The following is a 19,117-nucleotide window of genomic DNA, read 5'->3' as shown; positions in this document are numbered from 1 at the left end:
CGCCGGCTCACGCGCCCCTCGTGATGCGGGCGCGCTCGCGGATGAGCTTTTCCACGGCGGCCTGGTCGTTCCCCACCCGGGTCAGGCGCTCCGGCCGGTCCATCAGGTCGGCGAGGTGCGGGGGCAGGGGCGGGCGCAGGCCGCCCGTGGCCTTGGCGACCGCGTCCGGGAATTTTGCGGGATGCGCGGTGCCGAGCGCCACCACGGGGGTCGCCGGATCCTGCTCCAGGAGCCGCCGCCCGGCCCGCACGCCGATGGCGCTGTGGGGATCGAGCACCACGCCGGTGGCGGCCTGGGTCAGGGCGATCTCTTCCATCACGTCGGGCTCCGGCACCGCGACGGCGTCGAATTCGGAGCGGACCGTGGCGAGAACCTCGGGGCTCAGCGAGAACCCGCCGGACTGCTTCAGCCCGGCCATCAGCCGCGACAGGGCGGAGGCGTCGCGCCCCAGCGCCTCGAACAGCAGCCGCTCGAAGTTCGAAGAAATCTGGATGTCCATGGAGGGTGAGGTGGTGGGCACCACGCCGCGCAGCGCGTAGGCGCCGTGCTCCAGGGTGCGCACCAGGATGTCGTTGGCGTTGGTGCCGATCATCAGCCGCCCGACCGGCAGGCCCATCTGCTTGGCGACCCAGCCGGCGAGCACGTCGCCGAAATTTCCGGTCGGCACCGCGAAGGAGACCGGCCGGTGCGGCGAGCCCAGCGCCACCGCGCTGGTGAAGTAGTACACGGCCTGCGCCGCCACCCGGGCCCAGTTGATCGAGTTGACCCCCGACAGGCGCACGGAATCGGCGAAGTCGGCGTGCTGGAACAGGGCTTTGACGAGGTTCTGGCAATCGTCGAACGTGCCGTCGACGGCCAGCGCGTGGACGTTCTGCGCCGGCACCGAGGTCATCTGCCGCCGCTGCACCTCCGAGACCCGCCCGTGCGGGTAGAGGATGAACACGTCGACGCGTTCGAGCCCGCCGAAGGCCTCGACCGCCGCCGAGCCGGTGTCGCCCGAGGTCGCGCCCACGATGGTGGCGCGGGCGCCGCGCGCGGCCAGCACGTGGTCCATCAGCCGCCCGAGCAGCTGCATCGCCACGTCCTTGAAGGCGAGCGTCGGCCCGTGGAAGAGCTCCAGCAGGAACAGGTTGTCGTCGAGCTGGGTCAGCGGGCAGACCGCCGGGTGGCGGAACGTCGCGTAGGCGGCCTCGATCATCCGGTCGAGGTCGGGGCCGGCGATGTCACCGTCGATCAGCGGGCGCAGCACCCGCTTGGCGGCCTCCGCGTAGGGCCGGCCCGCCAGGGCGGCGATCTCCGGGCGGCCGATCTGCGGCCAGGTCTGCGGCACGTAGAGCCCGCCGTCGCGGGCGAGGCCCGCCAGGAGCGCATCCGAGAACGAGAGCGGCGCGGCCTCGCCGCGAGTCGAGACGTGGAGCACAGGGTCCTCCGAGGGAAGGCGCTCCCTCTACACGATGCCGGCGGACCTGTCGAAAGGCGGGCGCCTCCCGCGAGCCTCCCGTGCCGCGCGGCCGGTCTGTCCGGAGCGCGGGCCCGGCTTTAACCGGGGCTGAACGCGGCGGTTCAGGGCCGGTTCGACCGCCGCGGATATCGGCCTGTCCGCCCCGCGGCACATCCGCCGGCGGGGCGGACGATCCTCAAGAGAGAGCCGACATGACCCGAATCATCGCCCTCGCGGGCGTCGCGGCCCTGCCCATCATCCGGGCGACGCCGTAGGCGTGGAAGGCGACGCCACCCACGCCCATCGCCGAGACCGCCCACATCCCCCATTTGGCGGTCGCTTGGCTCGTCCCTACCGGTTTAGCCGCGGCGCGAACCAAGGGTTCGGCTGTTCGCCGATTAAAGTGGTACGTGAGCTGGGTTCAGAACGTCGTGAGACAGTTCGGTCCCTATCTGCCGTGGGTGTAGGAGGTTTGAGAGGCTTTGTCCCTAGTACGAGAGGACCGGGATGAACGTACCTCTGGTGGAGCTGTTGTCGCGCCAGCGGCAGTGCAGCATAGCTATGTACGGACGGGATAACCGCTGAAGGCATCTAAGCGGGAAACCCCCCTTAAAACGAGACCTCCCTTGAGGGCCGTGGAAGACGACCACGTCGATAGGCCGGGGGTGCAAGCGCGGCGACGCGTTGAGCCGACCGGTACTAATCGCCCGACAGGCTTGATCGCTCCCGTGTGAGCATGCAGAAGCCGACGCCGTGGGCACGGGCACGGCCTGGCCGGGGTTGGTCTGCGCGGCCAGGCGGTCGAGCTCGGGCCGTTCGATCTCGAGCGGCATGGTGTTGTTGGCGTTGAAGCGCGGATAGCTGCAGATCGTGGCGTTGTTGGACAAAGGCGTGACGCTGGCCACGGGCGGGCGGGCGTCCTCAGCTTCCGCGTGGGCGACGAGGCGGTCGAGCCAGTCGCCGTGGACCTGGGCGTCGGAGTTGAGCAGGACGACGGCGCGGCCCTGGCGCAGGCCGAGCGCGCGGTTGACCGAGCGGACGAAGCCGAGGTTGTGCTCGTTCTCGACGAGGTGGAACAGGCCGCGGCGGGCGAGGTCTGCGAGGTCTGCTGAGAGCTGCGGGTCGGGGGATCGGTCGTTGACGGCGAGCAGGGCGAAGGGTGTCGCCTGGGGGGCCGAGAGGCAGGCGTGGATGGCGCGCAGGGTCTCGCCGCGTCCCTTGTAGACGGGGACGATGACCAGCACGCGGGCGTCGGCGATGGGGAGCGCCTGGGGCAGGCCGTCCCAGTCCTGCGGCGCGGGGGCCGTCATGGGCGGGTAGGCGCCGAGATCCTCGGGGGCGGCCATCAGCCCGGCGTCCCGGCCGGTGCGCACGTAGTGCAGGAACGGCGACTCGCCCGGGGCGAACAGGTGGCCGTAGGCGCGACGATAGAACCGAGTCGAGAAGGCCTTGCTCGGGTCCCGACCCTCGTGCTGCCCGTAGGCGACGAAATGGGCGAGCGGGGCGTGGGCGGCGTCGGGGTTGCGCTTGGCGTAGAAGGCGGCGTCGAAGAAGGGTTCGATCTCCCGGGCCTCTTCGGCGAGCGCCGCCTCCCGCGAATCCGGTTCGCCGTAGCGCGGGTGAAAGGCGCCGGCCGTGATGTCGGTGCCGTGCAGGAGCGCCGTGGCCAGGAAGTGCACCAGGGGCGCCAAGCCGGTCTCGCGCACCCCGGGATGCGCGTCGAGATAGGCCTGCCCGTCGAAATCCGGCCTGGGGTTGCGGCCCTTCCTCCAGCCGGTGTCACAGTAGTCGCGCACCGCGTCGGCCTCCTCGGAGAGCCCGTAGCGCGCCCGGTAGAAGCCGTGGTCGAACGCCCCCGCCACAAGCCGCGCCTGCAGGGCGAGCAGCGCCTCCCGGTCCACGGCCTCCCGGCCGATCGCCCCCAGCCAGCCCGTGTCCGCGACGGGCGCCCGCGCCGGCCGCAACCCGCAGACCCGCAGCAGCGCGGCGAGCGTCGAGCGGCCCGGCCCCGGGTCGCGCAGCTCCCGCCAGCCCGCGCCGGCAAAGTGCAGGTACGGCGCCATCCCGCCGACATCCGGGTAGGTCGCCCGGTACCACGCCTCGTCCACCGCCGGCAGGTTCAGACGCTGCGGCCCGGCAAACGGCTCCGCCCCGGTGAGCCGCGCCTCGGCGACGTGGCGGAAGAACGGGTCGTCCGCCACCGCCCGGCTGCCGGCCCGCGCCTGCACGAAGCCGGTCGGGTCGAAGTCCGGCCGCGGGCTGACCCGCGCCCGCCAGCCTTCGGTCACGTAGTGGCGCAGCAGCGCGTCGTCCGAGGCGCCGGCCAGCGCCTCGGCCTGGGGCTCGGCGAGGCCCCGCCGGTAGTGGGCGGCGTCGAAGTGGGGCGCGAGCGTCCCGAGCCGCAGCGCCAGCGCTTCGGCCGGGTCCGGCCGGGCGGGTCCGCCGTGCAGGACGTAGTGCACCAGCGGGTTCTGGGTGGCGAAGGTGAGGCCGCGGGTGAGGCAGTAGGCCAGGGTGTCGAACTGCGGTGCGGGCTCGCGGCCCTCGCGCCAGCCCGACGCCATGTAGTGGTCGGCCGGGTCGACGCCGGCTGCGGCGATGTCGGGGTTGCCCGCAAGGTAGAAGGCGCCGTCGACGAGGCGGCGGGCGAGGCGCTCGACCTGGGCCGTGTCGCGCGGGGCCAGGGGATAGGCGGTGCCCTCCCCGGTGGACGTCCCCTTGCGGCGGTGTCGCGCGAGCGCGTGGAGGAAGGGGTTGATGCCGGCCGGGGCCAGGTGGGGGTGCTCGGTGAGGTAGGCGGCGGACGAGAAGTCCGGGCGCGGGTCGCGGCCCTCGCGCCAGCCGTGGACGAGGTAGTCGCGCACCGGATCGGCCGTGATGCCGTACCAGCTCGCGTAGAAGTCCGCGTCGAAGTACGGCGCCAGCGCGGCGGCGAGGCGCCCTTCGAGGTCGGGGCCGTCCGCCGCCTCCGTGCCGGCCCAGAAGCGGTGCAGGGCCGCTCGCTTGGCCAGCGGATCGCCGAGGCGACGGACGCGACGCGCGATCTGCATCAGGGGCGAGGCCCGGCCGGTGCCGGTGGAGCCGCGATGCATCTAGGACCCTGCGAAGGCGCGTTCACCCTGTGCCGTCACGGGGCATGGCCTCCATCGACCGCTCTCAGAGCGGTCGCGGTCGCGGCGCGGGTCGCGGATCGGTTCATGGGCGGCAGCTGGCGGGCAGCATCGGGCGCAGGGCGGCGCGAGGGGGGCATGGTTCTGGTTCCCTGTCGCACTAACGGAACCGGCGAAGTCCGTAAACCGTGGGCTGCACCGCCGGCCCGGCTCACGGCGAACGGTGCGGCTTCCCCGTCGAAGGACAGGCCACGGAGCCCCGCCCTTGCGGTTGACTGAGTTTCGATATATCTAGTTTTTCGTCATATCGAAATCGAGTCGAATCATGCATCCCTCTCCTTCGGACTTCATCCATCCCGATCCCTTCGAGGCCTTCCGGTTCCGCGCCCACCGCGGCCCGATGGGCGCCGATCCCCGCGGGCGGCACGGCCATCACGGCCGCGGACCGGGTGACCGCGGCCCGTTCGGCCGCGGCGGCCGCGGCGGCCGCGGCGACCTCGCGCGGTTCTTCGCCCACGGCGACCTGCGCCTCGTCATCCTCCACCTGATCGCCGAGAAGCCCCGGCACGGCTACGAGATCATCAAGGCCATCGAGGAGCGGGTCGGCGGCGCCTACAGCCCGAGCCCCGGCACGGTCTACCCGACGCTCACGCTGCTGGAGGAACTCGGCCACGTGACGGTGACGCCCGGGGAGGGCACCAAGCGGCTGCACACGATCACCCCGGACGGCCAGGCGTTCCTGGACGGCAACCGCCCGACCCTGGAGGCGATCCTCGCCCGGATGGCAGAGGCCGAGGCCGCCCGGGGCGACGGTCCGCCGCCCTCGATCGTGCGCGCCAAGGAGGGTCTGAAGCTCGCCCTGCAGATGCGGCTGGCCCGCGGTCCGCTGAGCGCCGAGCAGGCCGACGCCATCACGGCCGCCCTGGAGGCGGCGACCGCCGCGGTGGAGCGGGCGTGACGGGCCGGGATCATGCGCGGGACGCGGCCGGTGCCTGACCCCCGGCTCGGCTGCCTCGCCCTCGGGATCACCCTGTTCCGGCCGGGTCCGGACCAGCTGGCGCGGGTTCACGCCCAGGCTGCTTCAGGGTTCGCCGCGGTGATCGCCTTCGACAACGGCGGCCTCTCGGGGGAGGCGGCGGAGCGCCTCGCCCGGTCCGGCGTGATCCTGCTGTCGGAGGGGCGGAACCTCGGCATCGCGGAGGCGCTCAACCGGATCGCCGCGGCCGCCCGGGCGGCGGGGGCGGACACGCTCCTGCTCCTCGATCAGGATGCCGAGCCGCCGGAGAACCTCGCCGCCGCGCTGCTGGCGGGCCTCGGCCGGCTGCGGGCCGCCGGGATCCCGGCGGCGGTGGTGGGTCCGGTCCCGGCGCCCACGACGGGACACAAGGCGCCCGCCTACCCGCCCCGCCCCGGCGCTCCGGAGCGGGACGCCCTCGCGCCCGTGCAGTTCCTGGCGACCTCGGGCTCGCTGGTCCATCTCGACGCCTTCGCGCGGATCGGGCCGTTCCGCGCCGACTTCTTCATCGACGGGGTCGAGCTCGAATGGTGCTTTCGCGCCTGGGCCTGCGGTCATGGCTGCTACGTCGCCCGCGACGTCGCGATCCCGCACCGGGTCGGCGGCGGGGTGATCCGGGCCTTCGGGGTCGCGATGCCGCGCCAGCCCCTGTTCCGGATGGCGACCTACCTGCGCAACGCGGTCTACGCGTGGCGCCTGCCGCACGTGCCGCGCCGCTGGAAGCTCGCCCAGGCCGCCTACCTGCCGCTCCAGGCCGGGCTGTACTGGGCGGATGCGGGCTTCCGGCCCGCCGTGCTGCTGCGGCTCCTCGCGGCCGCCCGCGACGGCGCCCTCGGGCGCCTCGGGCCGCCCGAGGATCTCCCGAAGGATCTGCCTTGACCGACCGCCCTGCCCTCGACGTCGTGATCGTCAACTGGAACGGTGGCGCGTTGCTGCGGGCCTGCCTTGCGAGCCTCGCGGCGGCGCGGGACGCCGGGACCGTGCAGGTCACCGTGGTGGACAACGCCTCGACGGACGGCTCCACCGAGGACCTGCCCGCCCTGCCCCGGCCGCTGCGGCTGATCCGGAACGACGCGAATCTCGGCTTCGGCCGTGCCTGCGACCAGGGCGCCGCCGCGGGCGACGCCCCCGCGATCCTGTTCCTCAACCCCGACACCCAGGTCGCGCCGGACGCCCTGGGCATCGCCCGGGCCGCCCTGACGGCCGATCCGCGGACCGGCATCGTCGGGGCGCGGCTCGTCGATCCGGACGGGCGGACCGCGCGCTCCTGCGCCCGGGCCCCGACAGCGCTCGGCCTCCTCGGGCGCGCCCTGGCGCTGGACCGGCTGGGCCTCGTCCGGCCCCACTTCCTGCTCGAATGGGACCACGCCGAGGACCGCGCCGTCGATCAGGTGATGGGCGCCTTCCTGATGATCCGCCGCGACCTGTTCACCGCCCTCGGCGGCTTCGATCCGCGCTTCTTCGTCTACTGGGAGGATGTCGACCTCTGCGCCCGCGCCCGGGCGACCGGCTTTGCCGTGCGGCACGTGGCCGGGGCGGTCGCCCGCCACGAGGGCCAGGGCACGACCCGGCAGGTGCGGGCGCGGCGGCTGTTCTACTTCCTGCGCAGCCAGATCCTCTACGCCGGGAAGCACCATGGGCCGGCCGCGTCCCTCGCGCTCACGGCGGCGAGTTTTGGCGCGCAGGTGCCCCTGCGGCTCGCCCTGGCGCTGGCCCGCCGCGCGCCGGGCGAGGCCGCGGAGGTGCTGCGGGCGGCCTCCCTCCTGGCCGCGGCGCTGCCGGGTCTCGTGCCGGGCCTGCTCGGCGCTCCGCGCTGGCGGCCGTGAGCCCGGCCTTCGCCGGGGGCGCCCGGTTCTGGGGCCTCGCCCTGCTCGGCCTCGGCCTGCCGGTCTGCGTCGCGCTGGCGCTGCGCGTTCCCCCCGACGCGGCCGGCCCAACCCTCCCCGGCACCCTCGGCCTGCGGGCCGGGGCGATGCTCGGCCTCGACCCTGCGGGCGCCGCCCGGCTCGGACAGGGCGCGGCCATCGCCGCCTTCCTGGCCCTGGGCCTCGCCGCGCTGACGGTGGCCGACCGCGGGCGGGAGGTCCTGTTCGCGCTCCTCGGCCTGCCCGCTTCGCTGGCGGCCGCGTCCGGCCCGGACGGACCGGTCCTCGGGCTGGCGGCGCTGGCCGCGGCCTTGCTCACGCCCCGGCCGCTGACGGGCCGCGGCCGACCTTGGCGCCTCGCCGGGGCGGCGCTGGCGATCGCCCTCGCGGTGCTGGCACGGCCGGCCTGCGCGCCGCTCGCCGGGATGCTGCTGGTGCCGTTCCCGCCCCCGAGGCGTCTCGCCCGCTTCTGCCGGGACCGGCTGCCGCTCGCCGTCCTGGCGGTGCTACCGGTTCTCCTCGGCGTGCCGCCCGCCGGCGGGGCCCCCGATCCGGCCCTGGCCGTCCCGCTGCCCTGGCCCCTCTACGGCCTCTGGGCCGCGGCGCTGCTGGTGCTGCCCCTCGCCCTGCGGCGCGGCCCCCTGCCCCCGCCCGCGGAGCGGCTCTGGCTCGTGGCCTGCGCCCTGCTGGGGCTGTGGCTCATGGTCCTGAGGCAGGCCCTCGGACCGGCCGGCGGCGGCCTGTCGCCGCGCGACCTGCTCCCGCTCGCGCCGATGCTGGTCCTGGCCTTCGCCCGGGGGCGGATCGGCACGGCGGCGACGCCGCGCTGGCCGGCGCTCCTTCCGGTCCTGGCCGCCGCCGTCGACGCGGTCGCGCTGCCGGCCCTGGCGTTCCGGCCGTGAGGCGCCCTCGGTCCCGGTCGAGCCTCAATCCCGGTCGAGGAAGTCCAGCAGCGCCCGGTTGAAGGAATCGGGCCGGGTGACGCTGTGGGCGTGGCCGCCCTCCGGGGCGAGGACGAGGCGGGCCCTGGGCAGGGCCGCCGCCAGCCGCTCCGAGCGCGTGTAGGGCACCAGCACGTCGTCCCGGGCGGCCATCACCAGGGTCTCGTGGCCGATCGCCCCGAGGCTGTCCGCGATCTGGAAGCGCTCCAGGGCGCCGATGCGCGTCAGCACGGTCTCGACGCCGGGGAAGTGCGCCAGGGCGTGGGCCTCGTCGGCCGCGACCCGTTCGGCCTCAGCCGACAGCCAGGGCGCCGGGTACAGGAAGATCGCCTGCGCCCGCACGAAGGCCTCCGGCCCGCCCCCGGCCAGGATCGCCCGGCGGGCCGCGAAACAGCGGCGCGTGGCCGGGTCCAGGGCGTCCCAGCCGTTGATCACCACGATCCGCCCGACCCGGTCGGGCGCGTCCAGCGCCATCCGGAGGGCGATCAGGCCGCCCAGCGCGTGGCCGACCACGTCGGCCCGGCCGATCCCGGCGGCGTCCAGCACCGCCACCGCGTCCCGTGCCATGGCGGGGATGTCGTGGTCCGGCTCCAGCGGGCCGGGCGAGCGCCCGGTGCCGCGATGGTCGTAGGTGACGACCCGGAACCGCCCGGTCAGGGCCGACATCTGCGGCGCGAAGTAGCCCGCCGCGCCGCCGAGCCCCGGCGAGAGCAGCACCGGCCGCCCGTCGGCCGGGCCGGCCACCGCGTGATGGAGCGGGCCCATCAGCGGCCGAGATGGGCGATCGACGCGATCTCCACGCGGGCGTCGGGCTTCACGAGCCCGCACTGGATGCAGTAGCGCGCCGGCTTGTCGCCCGGAAAATATTCGGCGTAGACGGCGTTGATCGCCGCGTAGTCGGCCCAGTCCGCCAGGAAGACGTGGTTGAAGGTGACGTCGTCCATCGTGCCGCCCGCGGCCGCGACGACGCCCTTGATGGTCTCCAGCACGTGGCGGGTCTGGGCTGCCGCGTCGCCGACATGGACGACGTTGGCGTCCGCATCCAGCGGCAGCGTGCCCGAGACGTACAGCACCCCGTCGGCCAGCGTGCCCGGCACGTAGGGGGCCAGCGGCTTGCCGGTCCCCGGCGGTATCACGACCTGCTTCGGCATGCCCTCAGTGCCTCTCCCGTTCGACCTGTCGGCCGGGCCGGGCAGGCCGCGCGGGAGGCGCCGCGTCGCGGCGGCGTTCGTGCACCCTGCCGGTGACCGGCCGGGTGCGGGATGCACTTATTCGGCCATATCGAAGCCGGCGGCATCAACCGCCGCGTGCGGGCCTGCGACGAGCGCCGCCTCGAAGGCGGACACGTCCGAGACCCAGCCGAAGAAGGTCTCGATGTTGGACAGCGCCCCGTGGTGCAGGCTCTCCGGCCCGGCCTGATGGGTCGCGTCGGCCAGGACGATCCCGAAGTATTCCCGGTGGAACCCGTCCCGCAGGGTCGATTCCACGCAGACGTTGGTGGCGATTCCGGTGAAGACCAGCGTGGTGATCCCCCGCGCGCGCAGCATGCTGTCGAGGGGCGTGTTGTAGAAGCCGCTGTAGCGTGGCTTGCCCAGGACGATGTCGCCGGGCTCGGGCCTCAGGGCGTCCACCAGGGCGTAGTCCCACGAGCCCTTGGCCAGGAGCTGCGCGTTCGCTTGAGGATTCCGCCGCATCGTTTTGAGAGCGTTGGATTTGTGCCAGTTCGGCGAGCCTGGCCCGCCCGCCTCCGCGTAGCCCGGGTCCCAGCCGTTCTGGAACCACAGGATCCGGATCCCGGCCGCCCGGGCCGCCGCCACCGCCCGGGCGATCCGCGCGATCACCGGCCCGGTGCCCGACACGTCGAACCCCGCGAGGTCGAGGTAGCCCCCCGCGCTCGCGTAGGCGTTCTGCATGTCCACCACGATCAGCACCGTGGCGGCGGGGTCGAAGGCGATCGGCTCGGGCCGGGCGGGCAGGACGACGCCGCCGTGGCGGCCCCGGGGATCGCGGTAGCCGGCGGGGGCGTCCATCAGGCGACCTCGGCGAGCGGCGCGGTGACGTGCCGGCGGGTGCGCATCAGCGGCTGGATCCGCATCCCGAAGGCGTCGAGCCCGTTGAGGAAGTCGTCGAACACCAGCAGCACCCCCTCCACCCCGTCGATCGCCATGATCGTGTCGAGCATCCCCGCAACGCTTTCGTAGCTGCCGATCAGCGTGCCCATGTTGAGGTTCACCGCCGCGGCCGGGTCGGCGAGCTGGCGCACGTTGGTGTCGCCGCCCGACCGGGTGTCGGCCGCCCCCTGGAGGCCGAGCCACGCGATCGCCTCCGCGTCGGCCCCCGCCCGGTAATGCTCCCAGGTGGCCAGCGCGGCGGCGTCGGTCTCGTCGGCGATGATCATGAACAGGGCGTAGCAGGTCACGCGCCGCCCGGTCCCGGCGCGGGCCTCCGCGAGCTTCTCCACCACGGGGGCGAAGGCGGTCGGCGTGTTGAGCCCTTTCCCCAGGCAGAAATTGTAGTCGGCGTACTGCGCCGTGAAGGCGAGCCCCGCCCCGCTCTGGCCGGCGCAGATGATCTTCACGGGCGCCTGCGGCCGGGGGCTGAGCCGGCAGTCGTTCATCTGGAAATACGTGCCCTTGCGGTCGCTGGCGCCCGTCTCCCACAGGTCGCGCAGAACCTGAGCATACTCGGCCAAATAGTCGTATCGGTTGGCGAAATGCGCGTCGCCGGGCCAGAGGCCCATCTGGTCGTATTCCGGCTTCTGCCAGCCGGTGACGAGGTTCACGCCGAAGCGCCCCGGGGCGATCGAGTCGATGGTCGCCGCCATGCGGGCGACGATGGCGGGCGGCAGGCACAGGGTCGCCGCGGTGGCGAACAGCTTGATCCGGCTGGTGACGGCGGCGAGCCCCGCCATCAGGGTGAAGGATTCGAGGTTGTGGTCCCAGAACTCGGTCCTGCCGCCGAAGCCCCGCAGCTTGATCATCGACAGGGCGAAGTCGAGCCCGTAGCCCTCGGCCTTCAGGGTGATCTGCTTGTTGAGTTCGAAGCTCGGGCGATACTGCGGGGCGTTCTCCGAGATCAGCCAGCCGTTGTTGCCGATCGGGATGAACACGCCGACGCTCATGGTGGGCTTCTCGGCGGGCGCCTCGGCCTGCGCCTCCCCGGCGGACGTCTGCGGACTCGACTCGAACTGCGTCATCATCTGCGCTCCGCCCGGCCGCTCCCGCCCCCGCGGAGCCGACTCGGTTGCCGGACGGTCGCAAACCCAGGCCGGGGGGTCAAACCCGCGGCGCCGGATCGGCGCGAAAATGCTCATCTTTCCAGCGACTTGCACAACTGGAGCGCGATCCGTGCTCAACCCGTGCGCGTCGCCGGAACGGACCGGCCCAGCGGTCACGCGCCGAGCGCCTGCGCGGGAATTCAGCGGAGGATTGCTTTCGCTGAGCCGGCGACCATTTCGACAGGGTGAGGATTGATCTCGGTTCGATCCTGCCGGAGTGACGTCGATGCGCGCGTGGCCCGCCCTCCTCCTGGTCCTCGGCCTCGCGGGACCGGCGGCGGCCGACGAGGCCGGACGCGCGGCGGCCCGGGCGGTGATCGCCAAGCAGGAGCAGGCGCTCGGCCGCGACGACGCGCAGACCGCCTACGAGCAGGCCGCGCCGGGGATCCGGGCGCTGTTCCCCAACGCCGACCTGTTCATCGGCATGGTCCGCAACCAGTACCGTCCGGTCTACCGCCACCGCAGCTTCGTGTTCGGCGAGGCGCGGGACACGGACGGCGCGGGCGTGGTCCAGTCGGTGCAGATCCAGGACGAGTACGGCGTCGACTGGACCGCCGAGTACAGCCTCGCCCAGGATCCGGACGGGCAGTGGCGCATCACCGGCTGCCGCCTGACCAAGGCGCCGGGCACCAGCGCCTGAGGGGCGCCCGCCGCTGTCGCGGCGGGCGCGTCCCCGCCGCGACGGCGGCGGGCGCATCGCGCTACCGGGCCTCGGGCCGCAGCGTGGCGAGCTTGTCGACGAACTGCAGCGCGATGTCGGCGCAGGCCTTCGTCGAATCGTCGTCGGCGCATTTCAGGTCGATCCGCGCGTCGCCGCGCTCGAGGACGACATGCGCGCCCTTCGACGGCGGCGGGGCGGCGGGGGCCGTCGGGGCCGGGACCGCGCCGGGGGCCGCCGGGCGGCGGAGGCGGGGCGCGCCNTGTGGCAGAAGGCACGACCACGCTTGATCCTGCACCACCCCCACCTCCAACTCCTCCCCGCAAGGGGGAGGAGAGTGCCCAGGGCCAGCGCGCTGCGTGAATATCGTAGCCCGCAGTACAGGGAGGGAGGAGGCGCGGAAGCCAGTCCGTCGATCCTGAGCCGGTTCAGCCCGGCTTGCGCTCGCTGAGGAACGTGCCCATCCGCTCCAGCGCGCGGCGGATGTTCTCCGCCGAGTTGGCGTAGGAGAGGCGGATGTAGCCCTCGCCGTGGACGCCGAAATCCGGGCCGCCGATCACCGCCACGCCCGCCTCCTCCAGCAGGGTGGAAGCCAGAACCTTCGCCTTCCGGCCTGTCCGCGACATGTTGGGGAAGGCGTAGAACGCCCCTTTCGGCGCGATGCAGGACACGTCCGGCAGGGCGTTCAGCCCGTCCACCACGATCGCCCGCCGCCGGTCGAACTCAGCGACCATCTCGGCCACGCAATCCTGCGGGCCGTCGAGCGCCGCGATGCCGGCCCACTGCGTCGAGGCGTTGACGCAGGAATGCGCGTTGACCGCGAGCTTGCGCGCCGCCTCGTAGAGCGGCTTGGGCCAGACCGACCAGCCGAGCCGCCAGCCGGTCATCGCGTAGGTCTTGGAGGCGCCGTCGAGATAGACCAGCCGGTCGCGGATCTCCTCGTACTTCAGGAGCGAGTGGTGGGCCTCGCCGTCATACGTCATGGTGCCGTAGATCTCGTCCGACAGCACCGCCACGTCCGGGTGCTCGGCCAGACCCTTCACCAGAGCGTCGATCTCGGCCTTCGGGGTCACGCCGCCCGTGGGATTGGCCGGCGAGTTGACGATCAGCAGCCGCGTCTTCGGCGTGATCAGCGCCAGGGTCTCGGCCGCCGAGAAGGCGAAGCCGTTCTCCTCGCGGATCGGCACCGGGACCGGGGTCGCGCCGGTGAACTCGATCATCGAGCGGTAGATCGGAAATCCGGGATCCGGATACAGGATCTCGGTCCCGGGCGCACCGAACATCAGGATCGCCATGAACATGGTGACCTTGCCGCCCGGCACGATCATCACGGAATCCGGCGAGACCTCCACGCCGTGGCGACGATGGATGTCGCGGGCCACGGCCTCGCGCAGCGGCGGGATTCCCACGGCCGGCGTGTAGCCGTGATGACCGTCCCGCAGGGCCTTGATGCCGGCCTCGACCACGTGGCCGGGCGTCGGCATATCGGGCTGGCCGATGCCGAGGTTGATCACGTCCCGGCCCTGGGACGCCAGGGCCTGGGCGCGGGCCAGCACCGCGAAGGCGTTCTCCTCGCCAATGCGGGAGAAGGCCGGGACCACGTGCAGCATCGCGCCCTCCGGGACGTGGACAGTTAGTGCTTGGTCCGCTCGGCGAGCTTCATAGCGCCGACCGACATCGCCACCGCGACGGCGCCCAGGATCACGAAGGTCTTCACCGACGCGTAGAACAAAGCCGGCTCGATGCCCGTGTCGGTGTAGAGCACGAGACCGATCGCCGCGAGCGGCAGCGAAATCAGGATGAAGAGGGGGACGAGCGGGTTCATGGTCGACACTCAGATCCGGCACGCGGGCGTCCGCGGCTCTCAAGGCAGCGGGCCTGCATATCACCCTGCCGCGAAGGTTGGGACCCCGCCGGCCGCAGTTTTTCGCCGGATCGGCATCCCGCTCACTGATGCGCAATCATTTGGCGAGATACTGCTTTATCGGGAGGGTCGACAGGTATGCGCCGAACATCGGTCACGTCGGGAGGCAAAGATGCTGGCAACTCCAGCAGCGGCCCGTCCAGCATCGACAGGCTCGCCCTGCACATCGGCAAGCTCCTGCGGCATCCTGCCTACCGGCGCGAGAGCGTCGTGAGCCCGCTGCTGCGGCGCCATCTGCCGTACGATGCGGGCTATGCCTGGAACGATGAGGCCGCCCTGCGCAAGCGGCTCGGGGCCGCCGGCCTCGACGAGGCGAGCCTCGATCACCTCATCCGCAACGTCCAGGCCGAGTTCACGCGGCTGCGCCGGCCGAGCGACGCCTAGGACGGAAGCGCGGCGTCTGCCCTCAGGCCGGCACCCGCACCGTCGCCCGCAAGCCGCCCAGCGGGCTGTCGTGCAGGGCGATGTCGCCGCCATGGGCGCGGGCAATGTCGCGGGCGATCGCCAGCCCAAGGCCCGAGCCGCCGGCATCCTGGCGGGCATCGTCGAGGCGCACGAACGGCTTGAACACCTCCTCACGGCTCTCGGCCGGGATGCCGGGGCCGTCATCGTCGATGGAGACGAAGAAGGCGCGGGCCTCGAGCCGGCCGGAGATCGCCACGGTCTCGCCGTGGCGCGCGGCGTTGGCGGCGAGATTGAACAGGCAGCGCCGGAACGCCCCCGGACGCACGGTCACCTCCGGCGCCCCGGCAAGGTCGACCGCGGAGACGTGCGCGCCCAGGCGCTCGACGTCGGTGCGCAGATCCTCCAGCAGGGCGCGCATGTCCGTGGGCGTCGCCGGCTCGGCGGAATCGCCGCGGGCGAAGGCGAGGTAGCCCTCCAGCATCCGGCTCATCTCGTCGACGTCCCGGCTGAGATCCTCGATCTCGCTGGTCTGCTCGAACAGGGCGAGCGACAGGCGGAAGCGGGTGAGGATGGTGCGCAGGTCGTGGCTGACGCCGTTCAGCATCGTCGTGCGCTGCTCCATGGCCCGCTCGATGCGCCGCTTCATCTCGATGAAGGCGTGGCCGGCCTGCCGGACCTCGCGGGCGCCGCGGGGCCGGAATTCGATCTCGCGGCCCTTTCCGAACCCCTCCGCCACGGCGGCGAGCCGCAGGATCGGCTTGATCTGATTGCGCAGGAACAGGATCGCGACGCCGAGGAGCACCAGCGAGGAGCCGATCATCCAGACGAGGAAGATGTGCGAGTTCGACGCGTAGGCCTGGCTGCGCCGGGCGGTGATGCGCATCACGCCGTCGGGGATCGCGACGCGGATCTCGATCAGGTTCGAGCGGCCGACCGTGTCGATCCAGAACGGTCGGCGGATCTGACGCTGGATCTCGTCCGAGAGAGCCTCGTCCAGGATCGAGAAGAACGGGCGCGGCCCCGGGGGCGGCAGCTTGGCGCCCTTCAGGATGTCGAGGTCGAGGTTCAGTCGCTCGCCCGCGATGCGCGAGAGGGTATCGGCGTCCTTGTCCTGCGGATAGCTCTCGTAGATGTCGATCAGTGCGGCGACGTCCGCGGTCACCGCCGCCGAAAGGCGCTTGGTGACGAGCTGCCAGTGCCGCTCCATGAAGGTGTAGGCGATCACCGACTGCAGCAGCACCACGGGCGCGATGATGATGATCAGCGACCGGGCATAGAGGCCTTTGGGCAGCACGTCGCCGATCGCCCGGCTGACGCGCTTCCACAGCCGGTGAGGTCCCGAGCGCGGCGGATCCTTCCGCAACGCCCGCGCGAGGACGGGATCGGGGGCGTTCATGGGATGGCTGACCCGCGCCGATCCGGCCCGCGGAAGCGGTGGCAGATCCGTTGGCGAGGGGTCCGTTCGTCGTAAGCCGGCATGGTCCGAGCGGATGCGGGTGCCCGTCCGTTATCGCATCGCGCCTTGGATCGGCCAAGGCAGCCGGCCGGGGCGCGACGCAGCCGCTGATCTCGGCACGGTCAAGCCTCGCGGTGATCGTCGCCCCCCGTCTTTGCGAGCATAGCGAAGCGATCCAGAGGCGCCACACTCGCCGATCTCGCGCTGCCCTGGGTCGCTTCGCTGCGCTCGCAAAGACGCAACAGCCGGTTAGGGACTCCTTGGGGGCCACCGCCGCCTTGCACCGCGCCGCCTGGGCCATACCTGATAGGGCGCGGGGGGCGCCCGCCGGCCGAAGGTCTTCGAGGCCATGCTCAGCACCGATACGAACATCCTCGCCGCCGCCGAATCCTGGCGGCGTGACGGCCGCGCGGTGGCGCTGTCGACCGTGATCGAGACCTGGGGATCGGCCCCGCGACCCGTCGGCAGCCATCTCGTGGTCGACGGCGAGGGCAATTTCCTCGGCTCGGTCTCCGGCGGCTGCGTGGAGGGCGCGGTGATCACCGAGGCGATCGAAGTGATCGAGGCCGGCGCGCCGCGCGTTCTCGAATTCGGCGTCGCCGACGAGACCGCCTGGCGGGCGGGCCTGTCCTGCGGCGGCCGGATCCGGGTCTTCGTCGAGCGGGTCGACTGATGCGCGCCGACATCCTGGAGAAGCTCAACGCCGAACGGACGGCGCGGCGAGCCGCGATCCTCGTCACAGACATCGCCGACGGCAGCCAGCGCCTCGTGCGCGAGGCCGAGATCCCCGCCGATCCGCTCGGCGACACGCTGGGAAAGCATCTCGCTTCGGCCAGGAGCGGCCTCGTGGAAGCCGGGGGGCGGACGCTGTTCCTCACCGTGCAGGTGCCGCCGGTGCGGCTCGTGGTGATCGGCGCCGTCCACATCTCGCAGGCGTTGGCGCCGATGGCGGCGGGGCTCGACCTCGCCCTCACGGTCATCGACCCGCGCACCGCCTTCGCGACGCCGGAGCGCTTCCCGGATATCGAACTCGTGGCCGAGTGGCCGGATTCCGTTCTGGGAAGCCGCGTGCCGCCGCTCGACCGCTACTGCGCCCTCGCGGCGCTGACTCACGATCCCAAGATCGACGATCCGGCGCTCATGGCCGCGCTCGCGGCGGGATGCTTCTACGTGGGGGCCCTCGGCTCGCGGAAGACCCACGCGGCCCGCGTCGCGCGGCTCACCGAAGCCGGGTTCTCGCAGGAGCAGATCGGCCGGATCCACGCGCCGATCGGGCTTGCCATCGGGGCGGTGAGCCCCGCCGAGATCGCCCTCGCGGTCCTGGCCGAGATCGTGGCCTGCCTGCGCCGCGTCCCCCGTCCGGAGGTCGCGTGAGGTTCGGTTCCGTCCCGGTTGCGGAAGCCGCCGGGCTGATCAGCGCCCACACCGTCCGGCGCGACGGCATCACCCTGCGGAAGGGCGCGGTGATTGACCGCGATGTGGCGGGCGATCTCGCGCGCTGCGGCCTCGCCGAGATCGTCGCGGCCGTCCTGGAACCGGGCGATGTCGGCGAGAACGCGGCTGCGGCGCGGCTAGCCAGCCATCTCCGCGGGCCGAATCTGCGCGCGGAGGCGCCCTTTACCGGCCGCTGCAACCTGTTCGCCGGGACCGCTGGCGTGCTCACCCTGGATCCGGCCCGGATCGATGCGGTCAATGCCGTGGACGAGGCCGTGACGGTCGCCACCCTGCCGCGGTTCAAGCCGGTCGTCGAGGGCGAGATGGTCGCCACCGTGAAGATCATCCCCTACGCCGTGCCGGGCGCTGTGCTGGACCGCGCGTGCAGGGCGGCGCCCGAGGGCGGCGTCCTCGCGGTCGCGCCCTATCGCCGGCGCCGGGTGGGTGTGGTCTCGACCCGCCTCCCCAGCCTCAAGGAAGCGACCATCGACAAGACGCACCGCGTGCTCGCCGAGCGCTTGGCCCCCGCCGGTGCGGAGATCGTCGCCGACATCCGGGTGGCGCACGCGGATGCGGCGGTTGCCGCGGCCCTCGCGGAGGCGACCGACGGCGTCGGCGCCGATCTGGTGGTGGTGTTCGGCGCCTCGGCCATCGCCGATCGGCGCGACGTCATCCCGGCCGGCATCGAGGCCGCCGGCGGCCGGGTCGCGCATCTCGGGATGCCGGTCGATCCGGGCAACCTGCTCCTCGTCGGGAGCCGCGGGGACGTGCCGGTGATCGGCGCGCCGGGCTGCGCGCGCTCGCCCAAGGAGAACGGCTTCGACTGGATCCTGCACCGACTCCTTGCGGATCTGCCTGTCACCCGGGCCGATATCGTCGCGCTGGGCGTCGGCGGCCTGCTGATGGAAATCATTTCCCGGCCGCAGCCCCGCGCCGGCGGCGAGACAGCCGAAGGAGATCCCGACGACGAGGTTCCCGACGCGGATGCGTGAGGTCGGCACGGTCCTGCTCGCCGCGGGCCTCGGCAGCCGCTTCGGCCCGGAACCGAAGCTCCTCGCGCGGCTCGACGGCAAGCCGCTGGTGCGCCACGCCGCCGAGGCTGCGCTGGGTGCCGGTCCGCGTCCCGTGGTGGTCGTGCTCGGGGCGCACGCGGAGGCGGTGCTTGCGGCGCTCGACGGGCTGGACCTGATCCGCGTCGAGAACCCGGACTATCGGTCCGGCCTCGCCTCGTCGCTGCAGGCCGGCCTTGCGGTGCTCCCGGCCTCCTGCGCTGGGGCCGTGGTGGTGCTGGGCGACATGCCCCGCGTGACGGCCGCCCATATCGACGGCCTCGCCGCGGCCTTCGCGGGCGCCGCCGCCGAGCCGGCGGCCGTGATACCCGTGCGGGCGGGACGGCGCGGCAACCCGGTCCTCCTCAACCTGCGCCGCCTCGCCCCCGAGATCGGGAGGCTGAGCGGCGATCACGGCGCCGGGCCCCTCCTCAAGGGGCGTGCCGACGTGCTGGAGATCCCTGGTGATGCGGCCACCGCCCTCGACATCGACACGCCGTCCGGCTTGGCAGCCCTGCGGGCCGGCCCCTCGTGACGGGCCG

19 protein-coding genes, 1 pseudogene and 2 other annotated features are annotated in these 19,117 nt (G+C 72.9%); of the genes and pseudogenes, 11 read left to right on the top strand and 9 right to left on the bottom strand.

Annotated elements, in window-relative coordinates; all coding sequences use genetic code 11:
• Window positions 1–7: 7 nt before the first annotated feature.
• Both thrC and MMSR116_RS32145 read right to left on the bottom strand, forming a co-directional pair.
• Window positions 8–1,420: a threonine synthase gene (gene thrC, locus MMSR116_RS30630; RefSeq protein WP_010687051.1), complete on the bottom strand. Its 1,413-nt coding sequence runs from the start codon at window positions 1,418–1,420 to the stop codon at window positions 8–10.
• A gap of 361 nt (window positions 1,421–1,781) precedes the next feature.
• Window positions 1,782–1,884: a sequence feature (23S ribosomal RNA rRNA prediction is too short), on the top strand.
• A gap of 20 nt (window positions 1,885–1,904) precedes the next feature.
• Window positions 1,905–2,152, top strand: a sequence feature (23S ribosomal RNA rRNA prediction is too short).
• Between the two features lie 263 nt (window positions 2,153–2,415).
• Window positions 2,416–2,751 (bottom strand): annotated as a pseudogene (locus MMSR116_RS32145) (glycosyltransferase family 2 protein); the annotation flags it as partial.
• Between the two features lie 180 nt (window positions 2,752–2,931).
• Between MMSR116_RS32145 and MMSR116_RS32140 the strand changes: the two are divergent.
• From MMSR116_RS32140 to MMSR116_RS30605, 5 genes are read left to right on the top strand one after another with little or no spacing between them, the layout of a single operon-like run.
• On the top strand, window positions 2,932–4,830 hold the full coding sequence (locus MMSR116_RS32140; protein ID WP_244625568.1) for a hypothetical protein: 1,899 nt from the start codon (window positions 2,932–2,934) through the stop codon (window positions 4,828–4,830).
• 46 nt (window positions 4,831–4,876) lie between these two features.
• The gene (locus tag MMSR116_RS30620) at window positions 4,877–5,509 is read left to right on the top strand and encodes a PadR family transcriptional regulator (RefSeq protein WP_010687387.1); all 633 of its coding nucleotides are present in this window, start codon (window positions 4,877–4,879) and stop codon (window positions 5,507–5,509) included.
• 12 nt (window positions 5,510–5,521) lie between these two features.
• Window positions 5,522–6,445 (top strand): glycosyltransferase family 2 protein, encoded by a 924-nt coding sequence (locus tag MMSR116_RS30615; RefSeq protein ID WP_051072320.1) that lies wholly within the window; start codon window positions 5,522–5,524, stop codon window positions 6,443–6,445.
• Entirely contained in the window at window positions 6,442–7,392 is a 951-nt protein-coding gene (locus tag MMSR116_RS30610) for a glycosyltransferase family 2 protein (protein WP_010687389.1), read from the top strand. The genes MMSR116_RS30615 and MMSR116_RS30610 overlap by 4 nt, the downstream gene beginning before the upstream one ends.
• A complete protein-coding gene (locus tag MMSR116_RS30605; protein WP_010687390.1) occupies window positions 7,389–8,333 on the top strand; it encodes a hypothetical protein in 945 nt (314 codons plus the stop codon). The genes MMSR116_RS30610 and MMSR116_RS30605 overlap by 4 nt, the downstream gene beginning before the upstream one ends.
• A gap of 24 nt (window positions 8,334–8,357) precedes the next feature.
• Here MMSR116_RS30605 and rutD read toward each other — a convergent pair whose 3' ends face one another.
• The 4 genes from rutD to rutA form a co-directional block, all read right to left on the bottom strand.
• Window positions 8,358–9,140 carry a pyrimidine utilization protein D gene (rutD, locus tag MMSR116_RS30600; protein WP_191991984.1) on the bottom strand — a complete coding sequence of 261 codons (783 nt, stop codon included), beginning with the start codon at window positions 9,138–9,140 and terminating at the stop codon, window positions 8,358–8,360.
• On the bottom strand, window positions 9,137–9,523 hold the full coding sequence (gene rutC / locus MMSR116_RS30595) for a pyrimidine utilization protein C (protein WP_010687392.1): 387 nt from the start codon (window positions 9,521–9,523) through the stop codon (window positions 9,137–9,139). The genes rutD and rutC overlap by 4 nt, the downstream gene beginning before the upstream one ends.
• Window positions 9,524–9,640: 117 nt before the next feature.
• On the bottom strand, window positions 9,641–10,402 hold the full coding sequence (gene rutB, locus MMSR116_RS30590) for a pyrimidine utilization protein B (protein ID WP_010687393.1): 762 nt from the start codon (window positions 10,400–10,402) through the stop codon (window positions 9,641–9,643).
• A complete protein-coding gene (gene rutA / locus MMSR116_RS30585) occupies window positions 10,402–11,493 on the bottom strand; it encodes a pyrimidine utilization protein A (protein WP_039894901.1) in 1,092 nt (363 codons plus the stop codon). Before rutA ends, rutB begins: the two co-directional genes overlap by 1 nt.
• 382 nt (window positions 11,494–11,875) lie before the next feature.
• Between rutA and MMSR116_RS30580 the strand changes: the two genes are divergently transcribed.
• A complete protein-coding gene (locus tag MMSR116_RS30580; RefSeq protein ID WP_010687395.1) occupies window positions 11,876–12,289 on the top strand; it encodes a DUF4864 domain-containing protein in 414 nt (137 codons plus the stop codon).
• 446 nt (window positions 12,290–12,735) lie between these two features.
• Here MMSR116_RS30580 and MMSR116_RS30575 read toward each other — a convergent pair whose 3' ends face one another.
• Both MMSR116_RS30575 and MMSR116_RS30570 read right to left on the bottom strand, forming a co-directional pair.
• On the bottom strand, window positions 12,736–13,917 hold the full coding sequence (locus MMSR116_RS30575; RefSeq protein ID WP_158169272.1) for a pyridoxal phosphate-dependent aminotransferase: 1,182 nt from the start codon (window positions 13,915–13,917) through the stop codon (window positions 12,736–12,738).
• Between the two features lie 23 nt (window positions 13,918–13,940).
• A complete protein-coding gene (locus MMSR116_RS30570) occupies window positions 13,941–14,132 on the bottom strand; it encodes a hypothetical protein (RefSeq protein ID WP_158169270.1) in 192 nt (63 codons plus the stop codon).
• A 177-nt stretch (window positions 14,133–14,309) separates the two neighbouring features.
• Between MMSR116_RS30570 and MMSR116_RS30565 the strand changes: the two genes are divergently transcribed.
• Window positions 14,310–14,615 (top strand): hypothetical protein, encoded by a 306-nt coding sequence (locus MMSR116_RS30565; RefSeq protein WP_158169268.1) that lies wholly within the window; start codon window positions 14,310–14,312, stop codon window positions 14,613–14,615.
• A 22-nt stretch (window positions 14,616–14,637) separates the two neighbouring features.
• Here MMSR116_RS30565 and MMSR116_RS30560 read toward each other — a convergent pair whose 3' ends face one another.
• A complete protein-coding gene (locus MMSR116_RS30560; RefSeq protein WP_158169266.1) occupies window positions 14,638–16,032 on the bottom strand; it encodes an ATP-binding protein in 1,395 nt (464 codons plus the stop codon).
• 409 nt (window positions 16,033–16,441) lie between these two features.
• Here MMSR116_RS30560 and MMSR116_RS30555 point away from each other — a divergent pair, with 409 nt between their 5' ends.
• From MMSR116_RS30555 to MMSR116_RS30540, 4 genes are read left to right on the top strand one after another with little or no spacing between them, the layout of a single operon-like run.
• Window positions 16,442–16,765 (top strand): XdhC family protein, encoded by a 324-nt coding sequence (locus MMSR116_RS30555; RefSeq protein WP_158169264.1) that lies wholly within the window; start codon window positions 16,442–16,444, stop codon window positions 16,763–16,765.
• The gene (locus MMSR116_RS30550; protein ID WP_158169262.1) at window positions 16,765–17,466 is read left to right on the top strand and encodes an XdhC family protein; all 702 of its coding nucleotides are present in this window, start codon (window positions 16,765–16,767) and stop codon (window positions 17,464–17,466) included. Before MMSR116_RS30555 ends, MMSR116_RS30550 begins: the two co-directional genes overlap by 1 nt.
• On the top strand, window positions 17,463–18,518 hold the full coding sequence (locus MMSR116_RS30545) for a molybdopterin-binding protein (RefSeq protein WP_158169260.1): 1,056 nt from the start codon (window positions 17,463–17,465) through the stop codon (window positions 18,516–18,518). Before MMSR116_RS30550 ends, MMSR116_RS30545 begins: the two co-directional genes overlap by 4 nt.
• The gene (locus MMSR116_RS30540) at window positions 18,511–19,110 is read left to right on the top strand and encodes a nucleotidyltransferase family protein (protein ID WP_158169258.1); all 600 of its coding nucleotides are present in this window, start codon (window positions 18,511–18,513) and stop codon (window positions 19,108–19,110) included. The genes MMSR116_RS30545 and MMSR116_RS30540 overlap by 8 nt, the downstream gene beginning before the upstream one ends.
• Window positions 19,111–19,117: the final 7 nt, after the last annotated feature.

It is taken from the genome of Methylobacterium mesophilicum SR1.6/6 (assembly GCF_000364445.2).
GTDB classification, from domain to species: Bacteria; Pseudomonadota; Alphaproteobacteria; order Rhizobiales; family Beijerinckiaceae; genus Methylobacterium; species Methylobacterium mesophilicum_A.
The sequence above is the reverse complement of the archived record's forward strand: the minus strand, read 5'-3'. Positions and strand labels throughout refer to the sequence as shown.